Source organism: Maricaulis sp. ABE4_448, from assembly GCF_056160825.1.
On record NZ_JBSWXX010000005.1, the window covers coordinates 29,521 to 48,411 of the forward strand.

At 63.2% G+C, this 18,891-nt stretch carries 22 protein-coding genes; 3 read left to right on the forward strand and 19 right to left on the reverse strand.

The features are described from left to right. Positions 1-13 precede the first annotated feature (13 nt). Positions 14-688: a 2OG-Fe(II) oxygenase gene (locus ACXAJV_RS13910; RefSeq protein ID WP_475086035.1), complete on the forward strand. Its 675-nt coding sequence runs from the start codon at positions 14-16 to the stop codon at positions 686-688. An 8-nt stretch (positions 689-696) separates the two neighbouring features. Here ACXAJV_RS13910 and ACXAJV_RS13915 read toward each other — a convergent pair whose 3' ends face one another. After that, positions 697-1,470: a MauE/DoxX family redox-associated membrane protein gene (locus ACXAJV_RS13915; protein ID WP_475086036.1), complete on the reverse strand. Its 774-nt coding sequence runs from the start codon at positions 1,468-1,470 to the stop codon at positions 697-699. Positions 1,471-1,626: 156 nt separating this feature from the next. On the opposite strand from ACXAJV_RS13915, the gene ACXAJV_RS13920 reads away from it, so the two are divergent. Further along, on the forward strand, positions 1,627-2,745 hold the full coding sequence (locus ACXAJV_RS13920) for a histidine kinase dimerization/phosphoacceptor domain -containing protein (RefSeq protein WP_475086037.1): 1,119 nt from the start codon (positions 1,627-1,629) through the stop codon (positions 2,743-2,745). A 61-nt stretch (positions 2,746-2,806) separates the two neighbouring features. Here ACXAJV_RS13920 and ACXAJV_RS13925 read toward each other — a convergent pair whose 3' ends face one another. The 10 genes from ACXAJV_RS13925 to glyA form a co-directional block, all read right to left on the reverse strand. Next, positions 2,807-4,900, reverse strand: coding sequence for a sodium-translocating pyrophosphatase (locus ACXAJV_RS13925; RefSeq protein WP_475086038.1), 2,094 nt, complete (start codon positions 4,898-4,900; stop codon positions 2,807-2,809). A 201-nt stretch (positions 4,901-5,101) separates the two neighbouring features. After that, positions 5,102-5,626, reverse strand: a complete 525-nt coding sequence (locus ACXAJV_RS13930) for a hypothetical protein (RefSeq protein ID WP_475086039.1) — start codon at positions 5,624-5,626, stop codon at positions 5,102-5,104. 39 nt (positions 5,627-5,665) lie between these two features. Next, positions 5,666-6,628, reverse strand: a complete 963-nt coding sequence (thiL, locus tag ACXAJV_RS13935) for a thiamine-phosphate kinase (RefSeq protein WP_475086040.1) — start codon at positions 6,626-6,628, stop codon at positions 5,666-5,668. Between the two features lie 2 nt (positions 6,629-6,630). Further along, on the reverse strand, positions 6,631-7,119 hold the full coding sequence (nusB, locus tag ACXAJV_RS13940) for a transcription antitermination factor NusB (RefSeq protein ID WP_475086041.1): 489 nt from the start codon (positions 7,117-7,119) through the stop codon (positions 6,631-6,633). After that, positions 7,116-7,547 (reverse strand): 6,7-dimethyl-8-ribityllumazine synthase, encoded by a 432-nt coding sequence (gene ribH, locus ACXAJV_RS13945; RefSeq protein WP_475086042.1) that lies wholly within the window; start codon positions 7,545-7,547, stop codon positions 7,116-7,118. Before ribH ends, nusB begins: the two co-directional genes overlap by 4 nt. Before the next feature lie 3 nt (positions 7,548-7,550). Beyond that, positions 7,551-8,672: a 3,4-dihydroxy-2-butanone-4-phosphate synthase gene (gene ribB / locus ACXAJV_RS13950; protein ID WP_475086043.1), complete on the reverse strand. Its 1,122-nt coding sequence runs from the start codon at positions 8,670-8,672 to the stop codon at positions 7,551-7,553. After that, positions 8,669-9,280: a riboflavin synthase gene (locus ACXAJV_RS13955; RefSeq protein WP_475086044.1), complete on the reverse strand. Its 612-nt coding sequence runs from the start codon at positions 9,278-9,280 to the stop codon at positions 8,669-8,671. The genes ribB and ACXAJV_RS13955 overlap by 4 nt, the downstream gene beginning before the upstream one ends. Next, the gene (locus ACXAJV_RS13960; protein WP_475086045.1) at positions 9,280-9,855 is read right to left on the reverse strand and encodes a RibD family protein; all 576 of its coding nucleotides are present in this window, start codon (positions 9,853-9,855) and stop codon (positions 9,280-9,282) included. The genes ACXAJV_RS13955 and ACXAJV_RS13960 overlap by 1 nt, the downstream gene beginning before the upstream one ends. Further along, positions 9,852-10,337: a transcriptional regulator NrdR gene (nrdR, locus tag ACXAJV_RS13965; protein WP_475086046.1), complete on the reverse strand. Its 486-nt coding sequence runs from the start codon at positions 10,335-10,337 to the stop codon at positions 9,852-9,854. Before nrdR ends, ACXAJV_RS13960 begins: the two co-directional genes overlap by 4 nt. Before the next feature lie 9 nt (positions 10,338-10,346). Then, on the reverse strand, positions 10,347-11,654 hold the full coding sequence (glyA, locus tag ACXAJV_RS13970; RefSeq protein ID WP_475086047.1) for a serine hydroxymethyltransferase: 1,308 nt from the start codon (positions 11,652-11,654) through the stop codon (positions 10,347-10,349). A 264-nt stretch (positions 11,655-11,918) separates the two neighbouring features. Here glyA and ACXAJV_RS13975 point away from each other — a divergent pair, with 264 nt between their 5' ends. After that, on the forward strand, positions 11,919-12,341 hold the full coding sequence (locus ACXAJV_RS13975; protein ID WP_271186537.1) for a Ros/MucR family transcriptional regulator: 423 nt from the start codon (positions 11,919-11,921) through the stop codon (positions 12,339-12,341). A gap of 15 nt (positions 12,342-12,356) precedes the next feature. Here the strand turns inward: ACXAJV_RS13975 and ACXAJV_RS13980 are convergent, their stop codons facing one another. From ACXAJV_RS13980 to ACXAJV_RS14015, 8 genes are all read right to left on the reverse strand, one after another. Further along, positions 12,357-12,584: a DUF6898 family protein gene (locus tag ACXAJV_RS13980; RefSeq protein WP_475086048.1), complete on the reverse strand. Its 228-nt coding sequence runs from the start codon at positions 12,582-12,584 to the stop codon at positions 12,357-12,359. A 30-nt stretch (positions 12,585-12,614) separates the two neighbouring features. Further along, positions 12,615-13,841 carry a 5-aminolevulinate synthase gene (gene hemA / locus ACXAJV_RS13985; RefSeq protein ID WP_475086049.1) on the reverse strand — a complete coding sequence of 409 codons (1,227 nt, stop codon included), beginning with the start codon at positions 13,839-13,841 and terminating at the stop codon, positions 12,615-12,617. A gap of 223 nt (positions 13,842-14,064) precedes the next feature. Then, entirely contained in the window at positions 14,065-14,556 is a 492-nt protein-coding gene (gene ldtR / locus ACXAJV_RS13990; protein WP_475086050.1) for a transcriptional regulator LdtR, read from the reverse strand. 68 nt (positions 14,557-14,624) lie between these two features. Beyond that, positions 14,625-14,990 carry a hypothetical protein gene (locus ACXAJV_RS13995; protein ID WP_475086051.1) on the reverse strand — a complete coding sequence of 122 codons (366 nt, stop codon included), beginning with the start codon at positions 14,988-14,990 and terminating at the stop codon, positions 14,625-14,627. A gap of 104 nt (positions 14,991-15,094) precedes the next feature. Continuing rightward, a complete protein-coding gene (gene mmsB / locus ACXAJV_RS14000; protein WP_475086213.1) occupies positions 15,095-16,039 on the reverse strand; it encodes a 3-hydroxyisobutyrate dehydrogenase in 945 nt (314 codons plus the stop codon). Further along, a complete protein-coding gene (locus ACXAJV_RS14005; RefSeq protein WP_475086052.1) occupies positions 16,024-17,088 on the reverse strand; it encodes an enoyl-CoA hydratase/isomerase family protein in 1,065 nt (354 codons plus the stop codon). Before ACXAJV_RS14005 ends, mmsB begins: the two co-directional genes overlap by 16 nt. 80 nt (positions 17,089-17,168) lie before the next feature. Further along, positions 17,169-17,486, reverse strand: coding sequence for a hypothetical protein (locus tag ACXAJV_RS14010; RefSeq protein WP_475086053.1), 318 nt, complete (start codon positions 17,484-17,486; stop codon positions 17,169-17,171). A gap of 126 nt (positions 17,487-17,612) precedes the next feature. Continuing rightward, positions 17,613-18,749: an isobutyryl-CoA dehydrogenase gene (locus ACXAJV_RS14015; RefSeq protein WP_475086054.1), complete on the reverse strand. Its 1,137-nt coding sequence runs from the start codon at positions 18,747-18,749 to the stop codon at positions 17,613-17,615. Between the last annotated feature and the right edge of the window lie 142 nt (positions 18,750-18,891).

Here is an 18,891-nt window from a genome sequence, read left to right on the forward strand (position 1 = left end):
AGGTGACACGGCATTGAGCCTTCCTGCCCTCGGCCTGACCGGCCTGCCCGCCTTCAACGCCGACACGCTGTGCGACGATCTCGCCGGACAGGGCTGGTCGGTGTGCCGTCTTGCCGATGCGGACATGCTGGGCGCACTGGCGCAGGAAGCCGAAACGCTCTGGCAGGAGTCCGAAATGACCCCGGCCGGTATCGGCCGCGGCGACGCACACGAGTTGGTCCGCCAGGTCCGGCGCGACAAGACGAAATGGCTCGACGGCTCCAGCCCGGCGCAGATCGCTTACCAGGCCTTTGCCGAAGCCCTGCGCCGCGACGTGAATTACCGGCTCATGCTGGGCCTGTTCGCCTTCGAGGCGCACTACGCGGTCTACGAACCCGGCGGCTTCTACAAGCGCCATCTGGACAGTTTCCGCGGCGCCCGCAACCGCGTCCTCTCCACGGTGCTCTACCTCAATCGCGACTGGGACGCGGCCGATGGCGGACAATTGCGCATCTATGCGCCCGACAGCGACCAGGTGCTCGACGAGGTGCGCCCGGAATTCGGTACGCTGGCCGTCTTCCTGTCCGAGGACATTCCGCACGAGGTGATCCCGGCCCGGCGCGAACGCTTCTCCATCGCCGGCTGGCACCGCTGCAATGATCGCGGTCTTGCCCCCGCATTGCAGACCCGTGCTCTGCCCATCAGCTGACCGCGCGTCTAGACGATCCAGCGGCCCAGCATCCACAGCCCCATGCCGAGCATCATCAGGTTCTCGCTCAGCGAGACGAAGCCCAGCGGGACATTGCTGTCACCGCCCATGCAGGCGCATTTCAGTGAGCGCTTGTCGATGTAAACTGCCTTGAACACCGATACCGCGCCCACGCCGCCGATGAAGATAGCCACCGGCGCCGCGATGAAGGTCAGCGCGCCCGCGAGCATCAATATCCCGGCCAAAGCCTCGCCGAACGGGTAGAGGTAGGCATAGCGCACCCAGCGCCGGGCGAGCAGGTCATAGCCCAGGAACATGGTCGAGAAACTTTCGATATCGCGCAGTTTTTGCACCGCCAGCAGGCACATGGCGATCGGGATGGCGGTGACGAGCCACAGGCCCGGATCGAGGGCGCGAACCGCCAGCCAGCTCACCGCGCCGCCCATCAGGGCCGCCATCGCGAACAGGGCGATCACCAGCTGATAGGTCGTCTCGCCCGCCTTCACCCGCGGCTTGCCGAAATAATCGAGCAACTCGTCATAGCCGCCGATCCGCACGCCATCGATGAAGGTCTGGGGCGTTGTCTCCACCCCGTGCTCGGCCTTGAAGGCGTCTGTTTCAGGGCGGGAGGACAGGTGATGGTCCTTCACCTCATAGCCCTCACGCTCCAGCAGCGCCCTGGATTTGAGCCCGTAAGGGCAGACATGATCGGGCATGACCATGCGGTAGAGCCGGGCCGTGCGCGGAGCGCGGTCAGCGGTCTGGGTATGGATGGCGGTCATGATGGGGTTCCCTTCCAGCTCGACCGGTAAAACGGCCGTGCTGGAAGCTGGGTTCCGCTCGCCGGCATCGCCCAAAAGACTTTGCGAGCGTCTGGAACCCGCCTAGGCTGCGATACGATGAACTGGCGCAAACGGCCATTGAGCGGGACAGACACTTTGAAGCCACCCCTCCACCCGGATTCCCAGGCGCGCATTCAGGCGCTGCACAGCTATGATATCCTCGACACGCCGCGCGAACCGGAATTCGACCAGATCGTCGATCTCGTCGCCCGCCTTTGCAATGCGCCGATCTGTGTCATCAACCTGATCGACGAGGAGCGTCAGTGGTTCAAGGCGGAAACCGGTCTTGGTGTACGGGAAACCCCGCTTGAAACCTCGATCTGCGCCCATGTCATCCTCGGTGAGGACTTCATCGAAATTCCCGACACGCTGGAGGATCCGCGCATGTGCGACAATCCGCTCTGCGTGGATGATCCACATTTGCGCTTCTATGCCGGCGCGCTGCTGAAAACCTCCGAAGGCCTGCCCTTGGGTACGCTGTGCGTGCTCGACCATGAGCCCCGGCGCCTCACGCCACTTCAGGCGGACACGGTGCGTGTTGTCGCCCGCCAGGTGATGACCCAGCTGGATCTGCGCCGGACCCTCAAACAGCGCGATGTACTGCGGGCGGAAATCGATCACCGGGTGAAAAATTCACTGCAGACGGTCGCGTCCATGGTCAATCTCCAGGCTCGCGAGGCCGGAGCCGAAGAAAGTGCAGCGGTGACAGCAATAACGCGCCGGATCGAGGCGATCTCCTTGTTGCATGCGGAGCTGAACCGCACGGATGCTCACGACTCGATCGCTCTGGACCGTTACATGCGGCAGATTGGAGACCTGCTGACCCGCAGTGCACCAAGCAATATCGGCGTCATCATCGATATACCGCATCTTTTTGTCACCTCGTCTCTGGCCTCTTCCCTGGCGCTGATCGCCAATGAATTCGTCGCCAATTCGATCAAGCATGGTTTCGACGAGGCCGGCGGAGACGTCCGGCTGTACGGAGCACTTCAGCCGTCCGGCGATCTACAGTTCCGGCTGGAGGATAATGGTGCAGGTCCGGGCGATGCCACCGACCCGGCAGAGACCGGCGGGCTTGGCCTGAAGATCATGCAGAGCGCCGCGCTGCAACTCGGCGGCTCGCTCGAACGGGTTTCAACGGCACGCGGCTATGCGCTCGAAACCACCATACCGGCCGACAGGCTCGCACACCCGTCACAGCTGTCCCAAACTTGACCGAACAAAAAAGCCCCGGCCAAACGGCCGGGGCTTTCCTGTGTCGTGATTATGCCCTGCCCTAGCTTGCCAGGAAGGCCAGCAGGAGGAGTGCCACGATATTGGTGATCTTGATCATCGGGTTCACGGCCGGTCCGGCCGTGTCCTTGTAGGGATCGCCCACCGTATCGCCGGTCACGGAGGCCTTGTGGGCTTCCGAGCCCTTGCCGCCATGATTGCCGTCTTCGATATATTTCTTGGCATTGTCCCAGGCGCCGCCGCCGACGGTCATGGAGACCGCGACGAAGAGGCCGTTGACGATCACGCCGAGCAGCATTGCACCGACGGCTGCCAGGGCCTGGGCCTGATCGGCAATGCCGAGGATGACGAAGTAGAGCACGATCGGTGAAAGCACCGGCAGAAGCGACGGCACGATCATCTCGCGGATCGCCGCCTTGGTCAGGATGTCCACCGCCCTGCCGTAATCCGGCTTGGCCTTGAACTCCATGATGCCCGGTATCTCCTTGAACTGGCGGCGCACCTCGGCAACGACCGCAGTCGCAGCGCGGCCCACAGCCATCATCGACATGCCGCCGAAGAGGTAGGGCAGAAGCCCGCCGAACAGCAGGCCAACGATCACATACGGGTTCTCGAGCGAGAAGTTCGGCTCGATACCCAGGAGATGTTCGACATCGGTCGTGTAGGCCGCAAAGAGCACCAGCGCACCGAGGCCCGCAGAGCCGATGGCATAGCCCTTGGTGACGGCTTTCGTGGTGTTGCCGACCGCATCCAGCGTGTCGGTGGTTTCACGCACGGACTCATCCAGACCCGCCATTTCCGCAATACCGCCGGCATTGTCGGTGACCGGGCCGAAGGCATCGAGCGCCACGATCAGGCCGGCCAGGGCCAGCATGGTCGTCACCGAGATCGCGATACCGAACAGGCCTGCCAGCGAGTAGGTGCCCAGAATGCCGCCGATGATGATCAGCGCCGGCAGAGCGGTGGATTCCAGCGACACAGCCAGACCCTGGATCACATTGGTGCCGTGACCGGATTCAGACGCCCGTGCGACGGATTTCACGGGCCGGTAGCCGGTGCCGGTATAGTATTCGGTCACCCAGATGATGGCCGCTGTGACGACGAGGCCGATCAGGCCGGAGAAGAACAGGTTCTGCCCCGTGATCATCTTGCCGTTCACTTCGGCAATCTCGCCCATACCGATCGTGTAGTTCGTGACCAGCCACAAACCGCCGATGGACAGGATGCCTGCCACGATGAGGCCCTTGTAGAGCGCGCCCATCACATTGGTGCCCTTGCCCAGGCTGACGAAGAAAGTGCCGATAATCGAGGTGACAATGCAGACCGCGGCGATCGCCAGCGGGTAGAGCACCAACTGCGCGGCCAGACCGCCGGTGAAGAAGATCGCTGCGAGCACCATGGTAGCGACCACGGTCACCGCATAGGTCTCGAACAGGTCGGCCGCCATGCCGGCGCAATCGCCGACATTGTCACCGACATTGTCGGCAATGGTCGCGGCATTGCGCGGATCATCTTCCGGGATCCCGGCCTCGATCTTGCCGACCATGTCGCCGCCGACATCCGCACCCTTGGTGAAGATACCGCCGCCCAGACGGGCAAAGATCGAGATCAGCGAGGCGCCGAAGCCGAGCGCGACCAGGGAGTCGATGATGATACGGCCGGAGGCCCCTTCACCGAGGACCAGTCCCATCGGTCCGGTCAGTATCCAGTAATAGCCGGCGACCCCCAGGAGGGCCAGGCCTGCCACAAGCATCCCCGTGACCGCGCCGGAGCGGAACGCCACAGCCAGACCGGCGGCCAGACTCGTGCTGGCGGCCTGCGTCGTGCGTACATTCGCCCGCACCGAAACCAGCATGCCGATAAAGCCTGCCGCGCCCGACAGGACCGCGCCGATGGCGAAGCCCAGAGCGACCTGCCAGCCCAGAAAGACCGCGATCAGGATGCAGACGACAATGCCGACAATGGCGATGGTGGTATATTGGCGCTTGAGATATGCGTTCGCGCCTTCCTGGATGGCCGATGCGATCTCCTGCATCTTCTCGGTCCCTGCGCTCGCCGCCATCAAACGCTGCGTCTGGATGACGCCGTAGATGATGGCAAGGACAGCGGCCCCAATGGCCAATAAAAGCATGTTCATGGCTTCCAGCCCCGTTTTATGACTTCTCTTTGGTCACGAAAGGATAGGGGGAAGCATACGCGTGAGAACCACGCGAACTGCCTGCATGTCCCCCGCTTCTTCTTGTTATTGTTAAGGTGACTATGCCCAAGTCATAAGGGCGGCGCAACACGCGAACTTTGGATTTCGAAATCCAATACTTACCGCAGTTGCGAAGAGACTTTAGCGCATCAGGAGACGCGTATCGGAGCTGCGAATCTCGATGCGGTCGATCGCGTCGGCGCCATACTGTTCGCGCAGCACCTGGGCCCACACGTCTTCAGCCCGGGAAATGTCCAGCTGCTGACCGTCGGAACGGCTGACAGACGTGCGGTAGGCGGCCCGCACCAGGGCATCGAGCGCGTAGTGCGCGTTTTCCTGCATCGACCAGACATTCTGGCCGTCCGCGGCGCGCACCCGCACATGCACATAGGCAAAGCCCGTCAGGCGTCCGTCGCGTGACAGGGGGGCGACGAGGGCCGGCAGGTTGAAGGCGCGCGGATCATCGTCCACCTCGTCTTCATCGCCGACATAGCTGTCGCCATGATCATCCTCGTCCTCGACTGTCCGGTTGAAGACCAGGAGAAAGCGATTGCCATTGCCATTGTTGGATGAACCATTGCCGCCACCACCGCCGCCTCCGCCGCCGAGGGCAAAGGCCCCGGATTGCAGGGCAAGGGTCAGGATCGCGGCAAGCAGAAGGCGCATGGGATCAACTCCAATCGCCCGCAGCCTGCCAAAAACGCCTCAAAAATGCGTAAATCCGGCCCGGTCAATTGTCACGGGTTGGCCATCGGGTCCCAGACAGGTGACGCCCTCACCGTCCAGGGCACGGCCGATCCGCGTCACCGGCGCATCGAGTGACAGGGCTTCGATCTCTGAGCGACGCGAGGCCGGTGCGGTGAAGAGAAGCTCGTAATCATCGCCGCCGCTCAACAAGCGGCCCGGACCGCCCTCTCCGCCCGCATCGAGCCAGGCCCGCGCCGGCACCGACAGTGGAACCAGATCCGCGGATATCTCGAGCGCCAGCCCGCTCGCTTCGGCGATATGGGCGGCATCCGCCAGAAGACCGTCAGAAACATCGATGGCGGACGTCGCGATCCCCCTGAGCGCCAGACCGGCCGCCAGGCGCGGCATCGGGTGGGTATAGCGCGACACCAGCGCCTCCGGAGCGCCGGTTTCCCCCTCCAGTGCCGCCAGACCCAATACGGCATCGCCGATCGTGCCCGTCACCCAGACATCATCGCCCGCAATGGCACCGGAACGTAGCAGCGATGTCCCCTCTATGACGCATCCAAGGAGCGTCAATGTCACTGTCATGGGACCGGGAGTGGACGTGGTGTCCCCGCCCAGAAGCACCAGGCCGAACCGGTCCTGCTCTTCGGCCAGCGCCGCCACGAATTCATCCCGCCAGCGCGGATCGATCCCGCGCGCCCAGCTCAGCGCACTGAGATAACCCAGCGGCTCGGCACCCATCGCGGCGAGATCGGACACGTTCGAACGCATGGCGCGCGCAGCCGCCACATCGGCGCCGTCATCCGTCCGGAAATGCACGCCGGCGACCAGCGTGTCGCAGGCCAGCACCAGCCGCTGTCCTGCAGGCACATCCAGCACGGCAGCATCATCGCGCAAGCCGAGCGCCGCCGCATGGTTCCGGGTCAGCGGTCCCAGGCGTGTCCGGATGAAATCGAACTCGCCGCCGGACGCCATGCTCAGAATTCGTCCGGACGCGCCTGGCGGGCACAGCGGTCGAGCGCCGCATTGACGAATTTCGGCTCGGAGCCCTCGAAAAAGGCATTGGCGACATCGACATACTCGTCGATCACCACACGCGCCGGCACATCCTTGCGCTGGAAAAGCTCATAACCGGCCACGCGCAGGATGGCGCGCACCGTGGCGTCCAGCCGCTCCATGCGCCAGCCATCGGCCAGCAGGCCGTCGATCGCCGGATCGACCACGGCCTGGCGTTCCACGACGCCGGATACGAGCGAGTCGAAGAAGTCCTCATCGGCCTCGACGAATTCCTCGCCCTCACCGGCACCGCCGAAGCGGTGGTCGCGGAATTCACGGATGACCGTACTGGCGCCGCGTCCGCCGATCTCCATCTGGTAGAGTGCCTGAACGGCGGCCAGACGGGCCGCACGGCGCAGACGCGCACGGGCCTCGGACGGGGTTTCCTTGGATTTTTGCGGTGCGCTCATTTCGAACTCCCGAAGCGGTCGCGCAGCGCGATCAGCGCCAGGGCCGCATTCGCTGCATCCGCACCCTTGTTCTTGTCGACAGCCCGCTTGAGGGCCTGGGCACGGTTCTCGACCGTCAGGATACCATTTCCGGCGATGACACCGTTGAGATTCAGCTCCATCAGACCACGCGCGCTTTCGGAGCACACATAATCGTAATGCGTCGTCTCGCCCCGAATGACGCAGCCCAGGGCGACATAACCGTCAAAATCGGATTCGGCGATCTCGGCCTGGACGATGGCGCCCGGGATTTCCAGCGCACCGGGAACCTCGACCAGTTCGGCCGTGGCGCCGGCAGACTCGGCGGCTCCTTTGGCGCCCTTGATCAGGGCGTCGGCAATATCGCGGTAGAAAGTCCCCGCGACGATCAGGAGTTTGGGGGCGCTCATGCGCTAGTCCTCCGGAAAATGGCGCTCTTCGCGCACGCTCAGCCCGTAGCCCTCCAGGCCGACAATCGTGTGCGGCTTGGTAGAGAGCAGGATCATGTCTTTCACGCCCAGATCCAGCAGGATCTGTGCACCGACGCCGTATTCACGCAGGCGCTGGGCCTCGCGCTCATCATCCGCCTTCACAGGCTTGGCGCCCAGGCGTTCCATGATCGCGGTGTGGGAGGTCTCCCGGATGAAGACCATAACCGACGGCCCCTCGGCGGTCGCGATTGCACGTATACCGGCCTCGACCAGTTCGCCGCGCGGACCTTCTTCGTGCAGCACGTCGTCCACGAAGGAGACCTTGTGCATGCGCACCGTGGTCGGCTGGGCGTGCGAAGGCTCGCCCTTGACCAGCGCGACATGCTCGGCGCCATCGATCGTGTTGCGGAAGACGATGAGTTTCAGCGGTCCGCCATGCCGGCTGGTGAAGTCGGTCTCCAGGCGGCGCTCGATGAAGCGATCATTGCGGCGGCGATAGGCGATCAGGTCGGCAATCGTGCCGATCTTCAAACCGTGCAGCTGGGCGAAGGCGACGAGGTCCGGCAGGCGGGCCATCGTACCGTCCTCATTCATGATCTCGCAGATCACGCCGGACGACCCGGCCCCCGCCAGCCGGGCAACATCGACAGAAGCCTCGGTGTGGCCGGCGCGGACCAGAACACCGCCATCACGCGCCACCAGCGGGAAGACGTGTCCCGGTGTCGCGATATCGTCAGCGCCCTTCGACGGGTCGGTCGCCACCTCGATGGTGCGGGCGCGGTCATGGGCGGAAATGCCGGTGGTGACGCCCTCGCGCGCCTCAATCGACGTCGTAAAGGCCGTCTGGTGACGCGAGCGATTGTCCGACGCCATCAGCTTCAGCCCGAGATGCGCGATCCGCTCCTGGTCCATCGCCAGACAGATCAGACCGCGGCCATGCTTGGCCATGAAGTTGATCGCGTCCGGCGTCGCGAACTTCGCCGGGATGACGAGGTCGCCCTCGTTCTCGCGGTCCTCCGCATCGACCAGGATGAACATCCGGCCATTGCGGGCGTCCTCGATGATGTCCTCGATCGAGGACAGGGGGATATCGCTCTCGCTCACGCGGGGGTCTCCGAAAACTCGTTCAGGCGCGCGGCGTAGCGCGCCATCGTGTCGACCTCAAGATTGACGCGTGCGTCTTTTTGCAGCGCACCGAGTGTTGTGACCTCGGCGGTGTGCGGAATAATCATCAGATCGAAGGTGGTGCGGGTGACTTCATTCACCGTCAGGGACACGCCATCGACCGTGATCGATCCCTTTTTCGCGATGTATTTGTTCAGGTTTTCCGGCGGCTCGACGGTGAAGACCAGCCACTGGCCCTCCTCACGCCGCTCGACGATCCTGCCGACGCCGTCGACATGACCGGTCACGAGGTGGCCGCCCAGCTCGTCACCCATTTTCAGCGCGCGCTCGAGATTGACCGTGTCGCCCTCATCCCATCCGCTCAGCGTGGTGAGGTTCAGCGTCTCCGGCGAGACTTCCACCGTGTACCAGCCGCCCTCACCCCACTCGCCCTTGTCGACCACGGTCAAACAGACGCCGGCATGGGCGATGGAGGCGCCCATATCGATCGTGTCCGGCTTCCAGGGCGCCTCGATATCGAAGCGGCGCACCTCATTGCCGGTTATGCTTCGGATACGGCCCTTGGCCGTGACGATACCGGTAAACATCAGCGGATCCGTTCGTAGCTTTCCTGCAGGTCGGCACCGCGTTCGCGAATACCAGTGCGCTTGAAGATGGGGGCCGCCTCCAGCGTCTCAAGCCCGAGCGCTGCGACAACCGCCAGACCATCGCCACCAAGAACCACCGGCGCGCGGAACCATTCGATCCGGTCGACCAAATCGGCCGCAATGGCCGAGGCGGCAATCTGCGCGCCGGCCTCGATCATCACCGTATCGTAGCGGGCGACGGCCCTCGTCAGGTCCCGGTGCGGAACCAGCGTTACCGAACGCCCGGATTCCGCAAACACGGCCGCGTTGCTTGGCGTTCGGTCCCGGCTGTCCATGATCACGACATCCGGCTGGCGGTCGCAGCCGCCTTCCGGCCGCGCCGTAAGACGCGGATTGTCGGCTAGAACGGTGCCGATACCGGTCAGGATCGCCTCATGCGCCGCTCGCATGCGGTGCACCTCGGCGCGGCTCTCGGGACCGGTGATCCACTGCGACGCGCCATTGGCCAAGGCAATCCGCCCGTCCAGCGAGGTTGCCAGTTTCAGGGTGACACGCGGACGCGCCGCGCCGGTCATTCGTCGTCGTCAGCCGACACGCCCTTCATGGCGGTCAGGTGCTCGTCGGTGATGAATTCGCGGAAGTCCTCGACCTTATGGAAGTCCTTGTAGACCGAGGCGTAACGGACATAGGCCACCGCATCGAGTCCTTTGAGACCTTCCATCACCAGTTCGCCGACCCGGTCGGAGGTGACATCCGTCTCGCCCGTCGACTCAAGCCGCCGGACAATGCCCGAAATCATCTGGTCGATCCGGTCCGGTTCGATATTCCGCTTCTGCATCGCCAGCTGGATCGACCGGTTCAGCTTCTCGCGGTCGAACGGCACGCGCCGGCCCGACTTCTTGAGCACGGTCAGCTCGCGCAGCTGAACGCGCTCGAACGTAGTGAAACGGGCCGCGCAGGATGGACACTGGCGACGGCGACGGATGGCATTCCCGTCCTCTGCAGGACGGGAATCCTTAACTTGGGTATCGGGATGACCGCAAAAAGGACAACGCATCCGTGCAGTTTAGGCCAGTTCAGGGTAGATGGGGAAGCGTGCGGTCAGTGCTTTGACTTCTTCGCGCACAGCCGCCTCGATCTCGGCATTGCCGTCCGGGTTGTCCACGAGCGCGTCGAGCACCCGCACCATCATCTGACCGATCTGGGTGAACTCGGCCTCGCCGAAGCCGCGCGTGGTGCCTGCCGGCGAACCAACACGCAGGCCTGACGTGACCGTCGGCTTTTCCGGATCGAAGGGCACGCCATTCTTGTTGCAGGTGATATAGGCCCGCTCCAGCGCCTGTTCGGCGGCATTGCCCTTGAGCCCCTTTGGACGCAGGTCGACCAGCGCAAGATGGCTGTCGGTTCCGCCGGAGACGATGGCATAACCGCCATCGATGATCGCCTGGGCCATGGTCCGGCAATTGACAATGACCTGGCTCGCATAGTCCTTGAAGTCCGGCTGCAGCGCCTCGCCAAAGGCGACAGCCTTGCCGGCGATGACATGCATCAACGGACCGCCCTGCAGGCCCGGGAAGATCGCCGAATTGATCTTCTTGGCCAGCGCTTCGTCATTGGTCAGGATCATGCCGCCGCGCGGACCGCGCAACGTCTTGTGCGTCGTTGTGGTAACGACATGGGCATGCGGCACCGGGTTGGGATAGCTGCCGCCGGCCACGAGGCCTGCGAAATGCGCCATGTCGACGAGGAGATAGGCCCCCACCTCGTCGGCAATGCTGCGGAACTCGGCGAAATCGATCTCGCGCGGATAGGCCGAACCACCGGCCACAATCAGCTGTGGTTTGATCTCGTTGGCCTGCTTGCGCAGCGCATCGTAATCGATCCGGGCATCCTCCTCACGCACGCCATAGGCATGGGCTTCGAACCACTTGCCCGACAGGTTGGGCCGCGCGCCATGGGTCAGGTGACCACCGGCATCCAGCGACATGCCCAGGATCTTGTCGCCCGGCTTGAGCAGCGCCAGGAAGACACCCTGGTTCGCCTGGCTGCCGGAATTCGGCTGGACATTGACATAGGCCGCATCGAACAGCGCCTTGGCGCGCTCTATGGCCAGGGTCTCGACGACGTCGACATGCTCGCAGCCGCCATAATAGCGCCGGCCGGGATAGCCTTCGGCATATTTGTTGGTCAGCGGCGAGCCCTGTGCTTCCAGCACGGCACGCGAGACGATATTCTCGGAGGCAATCAGCTCGATCTGCTGTTGCTGACGCTGAATCTCGGCATGAACCGCGTGGGCCACCTCACGGTCGGATTCGACGATGGAGCGGGAAAAGAACGGGGTGTTGGCGCCCGTTTCGGCCTGATTGTCCGGCATGACGACTCCTTACTCGGCTGCCCCGTGTGATAAGGCCCGCTCCCGTGCGATACAAGCCGGGTTTCTGCCGGACAGCCCGAATTTTTCACACTCGTCTCAATTTGAGATTATTTGAGAGTGCTGCCGCCGACTGCTCTGTCACAAATAGAATTTGATACTTGAGCTTGAACTTCACATTGCCGCATAATATCCAACGTCCATCGATAATTTGAATCGGGCCACTATTCCGGCCCGGCCGCCCCCCGAACGTTTGAAGGTTTGATCATGGCAGATGACAATTTCCCCGAAATCGACAAGGAAGAACTCCTGCGCATGACGACGGATGTCGTTGCCTCCTATCTGTCCCACAATTCCATGCCGGCCGAGCATGTGCCCGATCTGATCAAGTCGGTGCATGCGACCATGAAGGACGTGTCGGAAACGACGGTCAAACAGGAACCGAAGACCAAGCCGGCGGTGGCCGTTTCGAAATCGGTGAGCGACGATTACATCGTCTGCCTGGAAGACGGCAAGAAGCTGAAAATGCTGAAGCGCTACCTGCGCTCGCAATACAACATGTCGCCGGATGATTATCGCCGCAAATGGAACCTGCCGTCGGACTACCCGATGGTCGCTCCGGCTTATTCGCGCAAGCGTTCGCAGTTTGCCAAGGACATCGGTCTGGGGCGTGGCAAGAAGGACGGCTGATCGCCCTTCGGATCATCACACACGAATACCACGGCCGGACCCTGTGTCCGGCCGTTTTTTATTGTCTGCATTGCGTGAGAGCTTCCACTCGACCTTCGCGCGGGCGAGCGCATCGATCTCTTCGCGCGGCGTGTTGCGGGGGACCTGGAAGACCAGCTCCTCGCCCGTCTCCGCATCGATGGCGGCGACCCGGAGCGCCTTCCCGATCGCGATCACCTCGATATAGATTTCACGACCGGACATTGCCGCTCCAGAATGACCGCCGCCGGTTTGTCAGGCGCGGGCCACCCCGGTCTGTTCCGACGCGCGCTGCCAGACATCGTCCAGCGCCTCGATCAGCGTGTCGAACATTGCGTCCGTGTGCAAGGGTGTCGGCGTCAGGCGCAGCCGCTCCGTGCCGCGGGGCACGGTGGGATAATTGATCGGCTGAACATAGATGCCGTAGTCGTCGAGCAGCATGTCAGAGATACGCTTGCACAGCACCGGATCGCCGACATGCACCGGCACAATATGCGTGACGGAGCTTTCCAGCACCGGGAAGCCGGCCCCGTTGAGGCGGGCCTTCAGTGTGGCGGCGCGTTCCTGGTGCTGCTCGCGCAGGTGATGCGATGATTTGAGGTATTCGACACTGGCGCGGGCCCCCGCAGCCAGGGCCGGCGGCAGTGCTGTGGTGAAGATGAAGCCCGGCGCCATCGAGCGGATCGCATCGCAGATCGCCCCGTCGGCAGCGATATAGCCGCCCATCACGCCGAAAGCCTTGCCCAGCGTGCCTTCAACGATATCGACGCGATCCATGAGACCATCGCGTTCGGCAATACCGGCACCGCGCAGGCCGTAGAGGCCCACCGCATGCACTTCATCGAGATAGGTCAGGGCGTTGTATTTTTCGGCCAGGTCGCAGACTGCCTCGATCGGACCGATATCGCCATCCATCGAATAGACCGACTCGAAGGCGATGACTTTCGGCGCATCCGCCGGCGCTGCGGCCAGCAATTCTTCCAGGTGCGCGACGTCATTATGCCGCCAGATCCGCTTCTCGCAGCGCGCGCCCTTCACACCCTCGATCATCGAGGCGTGATTGAGTTCGTCGGAGAACATGATCAGGCCGGGCAGGATCTTGCCCAGGGTCGACAGCGTCGCCTCATTGGCGATGTAGCCCGAGGTAAAGAGCAGCGCGCCATCCTTGCGGTGCAAGTCGGCCAGCGAACGCTCCAGTTCGACATGATAATGGGTCGTGCCGGAGATGTTGCGGGTACCGCCGGCGCCAGAACCGACATCGTCGATCGCCTTCTTCATCGACTCGACGACGCAGGGCACCTGGCCCATGCCGAGATAATCGTTCGAGCACCACACCGTCACATCGCGTACATCGCCGCCCGGCGACCGCCAGCGTGCAACGGGGAACTCGCCCTTGCGGCGCAGCAGATCGGCAAACACCCGATAGCGGCCTTCCGCCTTGACCCGGCGGACCGCGTCCGCAAAGGCGTTCTGATAGTTCATGGGCGGTGCCTTTCGTGATTCTGCAGCCAAATCAGGCCTCGGATCGGGTTTTAGAGGGATTGTTTCCCGATCGCGACAGGACAGAGCGCCGCACCTCTGCAATATTTCACAACAGGCGCCGCGCAGGCCTCTATAGCTGCATCATAACTGACACTTAGGCCCAAAGAAAAGGCGCGGCTTCCGGAGAAACCGCGCCTCGACCCAGGTCAGAGACAGTCGCTGCCTACATGCGGAACCGGATATGATCGGCCCAGAAACGTTCAATACGGGTCAATGCTGTATTCACTGCCGGCAACTGGTCGACATCCACGCCACCGACCGGCGACAGCGCCGTGCCTTGACGGGCAAACAGCGTATTGAGCTGGGCACGGACCGCGTGACCGGTCTCGGTCAGGCTGACGCGGACCGAGCGGCGGTCGACTTCCGAACGCTCGTGGCGGATATAACCCGCATCGACGAGCTTCTTGAGATTGTAGGAAACGTTGGAGCCAAGATAGTGGCCGCGCGTACGAAGTTCGCCGGCAGTCAGTTCCTGGTCACCGATATTGAAGAGCAACAGCGCCTGGACCGAGTTCAGATCGTCCAGCCCCTCGCGGTCGAGCTCGTCCTTCACAACATCCAGGAGCTGCCGGTGCAGGCGCTCCACGAGTTGGAGAAGCTCGAGATATTCCGCGTTCGGCGCCGCATCCGGCGCCATGTTTTCTGCCATGACCATTTTGACCACTCCACCCGATCTTTTTCGATCTTGTGGGAGAACCCTAACGGCAAAGGGCAAAAATCCCCTTAACGCAGGGAAATCCGTTGCGTCCGCCCCTGCCAGCCTCGCGCGCGGGACTGGCGGCGAACCGCAGTCCGCCACAGCGCAATGCCCGCCAGGAGCATGACCGCGATGACGGCCGGTGCGGCCAGCGTCGCCACTGTGTCCAGCAAGAAACCTGCGCGATCCAGGGGTTTTCCCTGGATCAGATCTTCCGCAAAATCGATGATTTCATTGGCCAGCTGCACGCCTGTCAGGAGCAAGAGCGGCAAGGTCGCGCGGCGCAGAACGAGAGCCAGCCCGAGATAGATCGCAAGGCCGAGCAGGATGTGAAGGTCGTAAGGCGTGGCGCCGGTGATCTGCAGCAGCAGGCTCTTGAATTCACCCCACATGGGACAGGCTCCGGTATCGGTTTGACGGTGAACGCGACCGCCCTCTCCCCGATACGCCGGCAAGCCTTAAGAAGTTGTCTTTCGTGCGGGCAAAAGCGCGCCGGCTATTCGCCCCAGCTGCCGTCGAGCAGTTTGTAGATGCCGGAGAAATCCGATGGGCCGCCACCGAGATTGTCGAACATGGCGTAGAGCGCTTCGGCCTGGGCACCCAGCGGCGTCGTCGCTCCGGCGGTCTGGGCGGCATCCTGGGCGAGTTTGAGATCCTTCAACATCATCGCCGTGGCAAAGCCCGGCTTGTAGCCATTGTTTGCCGGCGTGGTCGGGATCGGACCCGGGACGGGGCAATAGCTGGTCATCGACCAGGACTGGCCCGACGCCTTGGACGAAATATCGAAGAATTTCTGCGCATCCAGACCCAGCTTGTCAGCGAGCGCAAAGGCCTCGCACGTGCCGATCATGGTGATCGCCAACAGCATGTTGTTGCAGATCTTGGCCGCTTGCCCGGCGCCCAGATCGCCGGCGCGCAGCACCGCCTTGCCCATCGCATCGAGGAAGACCTCGGCGGCCGCAAAATCGGCTTCCGACCCGCCGACCATGAAGGTCAGCGTGCCGGCCTGGGCGGCGGCCACGCCCCCGGACACCGGCGCGTCGACAAAGCGGAAGCCTTTCTCCACAGCCAGTCCGCCGACATGGCGCGCACTGGCAACATCGATCGTCGAGCAGTCCATGAACAACGTGCCGGGCGACGCTGCGCCGAAAATTTCGCCTTCATAGACCGCGCGCACATGCTTGCCCGCCGGCAGCATGGTGACCACGGCTTCCGCAGCCGCAACCGCTTCGGCAGCCGATGCAGCGGCGCTGGCGCCACTGTTCACGGCGTGAGCGACAGCATCGGCGCTGAGATCGAAGGCCAGGACCTCATGTCCGGCCTTCACCAGATTGGCCGCCATGCCCGATCCCATGTTTCCAAGACCGATAAAGGCAATCTTCGCCATCGCTGCTTCTCCCGTGGAATTGTCTCGTTGGACCGGCGCTACTCGCCGAGGAATGTCATTTCATGATCGCTGTCGAGCGGCGCGAAAGCGGTCTCAATCACCGCGTCGTCGACCTCGACCACCGTCGCCGGCGACCATTTCGGCGCATGATCCTTGTCGATAATCACGGCGCGCACGCCTTCATAGAAATCCGTGCCCGTCAGGCACCAGCTGGACACGCGCAAATCCTGGCGCATCACGTCCTCGAAGCTGAGATCCCCGCCCTTGCGCAGGCAGGCTAGCGTCAACTTCAGCGCCGTCGGCGACTTGCCGGCGATGATCTGGGCCTGTTTGGCCGACCAGCTGTCGCCCGCACCCTCGATCCGCGCCACAATGTCCTCGACCCGGTCGCCCGCAAAGGCGGCGTCGATCAGGCCGCGCGTGTGCGCCAGCTCGCTGTCGCCGGGATCGCCGGAGAACTCCTCCAGCAAAACCTCCAGTGCGTCCTCGTCGGACAGGTCCGCCGTCTCCAGCGCCGCGATCAGCGCTTCGGTCTGGCCGGAGGGGCAGTAATGCGTCGCCAGACCCGCCGCGATGCAGTCCGGCGCCTTCAGGCGCGCACCGGTCAGTCCCATCCAGGTGCCAATCTCGCCGGCCAGGCGCGGCAGGAAATAGGCGCCGCCGACATCCGGATGAAAACCGATCCCGGTCTCCGGCATGGCAAACATCGTGCGATCGCCGGCCACACGGTGCGAGCCATGCACCGACACACCGACCCCGCCGCCCATCGTGATACCGTCGATCAGGGCGACATAAGGCTTGGGATAGTGATGGATCAGCGTGTTGAGGCGGTATTCATCGCGCCAGAACAACCAGGCCCGGTCGTCACCGGCCTTGCCCGAATTATGCAGCTGGAGAATATCGCCGCCGGCGCAGAACCCCTTCTCGCCGGCCCCGTCGACCACGACCGCCTTAACCGCGTCATCATCCTGCCAGGCTTCCATCGCCTCGATCATGGCGAGGCACATGCCATGGGTCAGCGCGTTGAGCGCCTTGGGACGGTTCAGCGTGATACGGCCCACCTGGCCGGTCTTGCGGGCAATGATTTCCGGTTCGTCGGTCATGGGCGCAGGCCTTTTTTGTCTTACTCACTGATGCGCTGTTTAGGCCGGGCGCCGCCGGCATCCAAGACCGCGTCTGCGGCCTATTCGGTATCGCCGTAGAATTCGCGCATCACCCAGTCGCCATCCTTCCATTCCGGCTCCAGGGCCGCGAAGACCAGACCGACCCAACCAAAGCGCTCATCATTGGATTCCTTTGCAAGCGCCTCGTCATGCTGCAGCGGCACCCAACAGACCAGATCGCCGGCATCCAGCCCCTTCTCCGGAGCGCCGATGGTGCGCGAGAAGACGACGAAACCGCCATCTTCGGACGCCACTTTCAGCATCACATTGGCATTGCCATCGCTGTCGAAAGCGAGCGGCGCGTCCGAGCCGAACTCGCTGCGCGCATCCAGGATCATGGCCGGCAGCGGCTGCTCCGGCACCAGAACGGTGTTCAGCTCGTCGCAAGCCGCCTGGAACGCGGCCTCGCTGGTCTCGAATGCCCGGTTCGGCAGGGCCTGCGTGTCGTCGGCGATGACGCTCTCCTACTTCAGTTCATCCTTGGCAATGATGACGCGCATGATCTCGTTCGTGCCCTCCAGGATCTGGTGCACGCGCAAGTCACGCACGATCCGCTCGAGCGGATAGTCCTTGAGGTAGCCGTAGCCACCATGCAGCTGCAAGGCCTGATTGGCGACGTCGAAACAGGTGTCCGTCGCAAACCGCTTGGCCATGGCGCAATACTTCGCCGCCGACGGATCGCCGGCATCGACCGAGGCCGCAGCGCGATAGAGCATCAGGCGCGAAGCCTCCAGCTCGGTCGCCATGTCGGCCAGCTTGAACTGGGTTACCTGGAATTGCGCCAGCTCGCGGCCGAACTGCTTGCGGGTTCCGACATACGCCTTGGCCACCTCGAACGCCTCGGTCGCGCCGCCCAGGGAACAGGCGCCGATATTGATGCGGCCGCCATTGAGTCCCTTCATCGCCAGGGTGAAACCCATGCCCTCTTCGGCGAGCAGGTTCTGCGCCGGCACGCGGCAATCCTCGAAATTGACGATGCGCGTGGGCTGGGCATTCCAGCCCATCTTCTTCTCATTGGCCCCGAAGGAGAGGCCCGGCGTGTCCTTTTCCACCACGATGGTAGAGATGCCCTTGGGCCCCTCGCCGCCCGTGCGGCACATGACGACGTAATAGTCCGACGTGCCCGCGCCGGAGATGAAGGCCTTGGCGCCGTTGAGCACATAGTGGTCGCCGTCGCGCACGGCCTTGGTCTTCAGACTGGCCGCATCCGAGCCCGCACCCGGTTCGGTGAGACAGTAGGAGGCGATCTTCTCCATCGTCATCATCTGCGGCAGGAAGCGCTGGCGCTGGTCCTCATTGCCCCAGGTGTCGATCATCCAGGCGCACATGTTGTGGATCGACAGGAAGGCCGCCGTGGCGACACAGCCGCGCGACAATTCCTCGAAAATGAGTGCGGCATCGAGACGCGTGAGATTGGAGCCGCCGACATCCTCGCGCGTGTAGATACCGGCAAAGCCGAGCTCGGCCGCCTCGCGCATCACCTCGACGGGGAAGTGTTTTTCCTCGTCCCAGCGGGCCGCATTGGGCTTGAGACGGTCGTCGGCGAATTTTCTCGCCATGTCGCGAATGAGGGTCTGATCTTCTGTGAGAGCGAAATGCACCGCAGCGCTCCTGTTGCTTATATGGTGTCTTGCAGACAAATTTTGCCGAAGCGATCTGGAACGGAGCCGTAACGCGGGCTGACGCGCACGGCAAGTTCGATAACGCACACCCCGGCCGACATTCCGGCCTCTGACGACAAGG

What these genes read in the sequence shown, in the direction of transcription:
- ACXAJV_RS13915 (WP_475086036.1), bottom strand. Translation starts at nt 1,470, where the DNA reads ATGACCGCCATCCATACCCAGACCGCTGACCGCGCTCCGCGCACGGCC.
- ACXAJV_RS13925 (WP_475086038.1), bottom strand. Translation starts at nt 4,900, where the DNA reads ATGAACATGCTTTTATTGGCCATTGGGGCCGCTGTCCTTGCCATCATC.
- ACXAJV_RS13930 (WP_475086039.1), bottom strand. Translation starts at nt 5,626, where the DNA reads ATGCGCCTTCTGCTTGCCGCGATCCTGACCCTTGCCCTGCAATCCGGG.
- thiL (WP_475086040.1), bottom strand. Translation starts at nt 6,628, where the DNA reads ATGGCGTCCGGCGGCGAGTTCGATTTCATCCGGACACGCCTGGGACCG.
- nusB (WP_475086041.1), bottom strand. Translation starts at nt 7,119, where the DNA reads ATGAGCGCACCGCAAAAATCCAAGGAAACCCCGTCCGAGGCCCGTGCG.
- ribH (WP_475086042.1), bottom strand. Translation starts at nt 7,547, where the DNA reads ATGAGCGCCCCCAAACTCCTGATCGTCGCGGGGACTTTCTACCGCGAT.
- ACXAJV_RS13955 (WP_475086044.1), bottom strand. Translation starts at nt 9,280, where the DNA reads ATGTTTACCGGTATCGTCACGGCCAAGGGCCGTATCCGAAGCATAACC.
- ACXAJV_RS13960 (WP_475086045.1), bottom strand. Translation starts at nt 9,855, where the DNA reads ATGACCGGCGCGGCGCGTCCGCGTGTCACCCTGAAACTGGCAACCTCG.
- nrdR (WP_475086046.1), bottom strand. Translation starts at nt 10,337, where the DNA reads ATGCGTTGTCCTTTTTGCGGTCATCCCGATACCCAAGTTAAGGATTCC.
- glyA (WP_475086047.1), bottom strand. Translation starts at nt 11,654, where the DNA reads ATGCCGGACAATCAGGCCGAAACGGGCGCCAACACCCCGTTCTTTTCC.
- ACXAJV_RS13975 (WP_271186537.1), top strand. Translation starts at nt 11,919, where the DNA reads ATGGCAGATGACAATTTCCCCGAAATCGACAAGGAAGAACTCCTGCGC.
- ACXAJV_RS13980 (WP_475086048.1), bottom strand. Translation starts at nt 12,584, where the DNA reads ATGTCCGGTCGTGAAATCTATATCGAGGTGATCGCGATCGGGAAGGCG.
- hemA (WP_475086049.1), bottom strand. Translation starts at nt 13,841, where the DNA reads ATGAACTATCAGAACGCCTTTGCGGACGCGGTCCGCCGGGTCAAGGCG.
- ldtR (WP_475086050.1), bottom strand. Translation starts at nt 14,556, where the DNA reads ATGGTCATGGCAGAAAACATGGCGCCGGATGCGGCGCCGAACGCGGAA.
- ACXAJV_RS13995 (WP_475086051.1), bottom strand. Translation starts at nt 14,990, where the DNA reads ATGTGGGGTGAATTCAAGAGCCTGCTGCTGCAGATCACCGGCGCCACG.
- ACXAJV_RS14005 (WP_475086052.1), bottom strand. Translation starts at nt 17,088, where the DNA reads ATGACCGACGAACCGGAAATCATTGCCCGCAAGACCGGCCAGGTGGGC.
- ACXAJV_RS14010 (WP_475086053.1), bottom strand. Translation starts at nt 17,486, where the DNA reads ATGATCCTGGATGCGCGCAGCGAGTTCGGCTCGGACGCGCCGCTCGCT.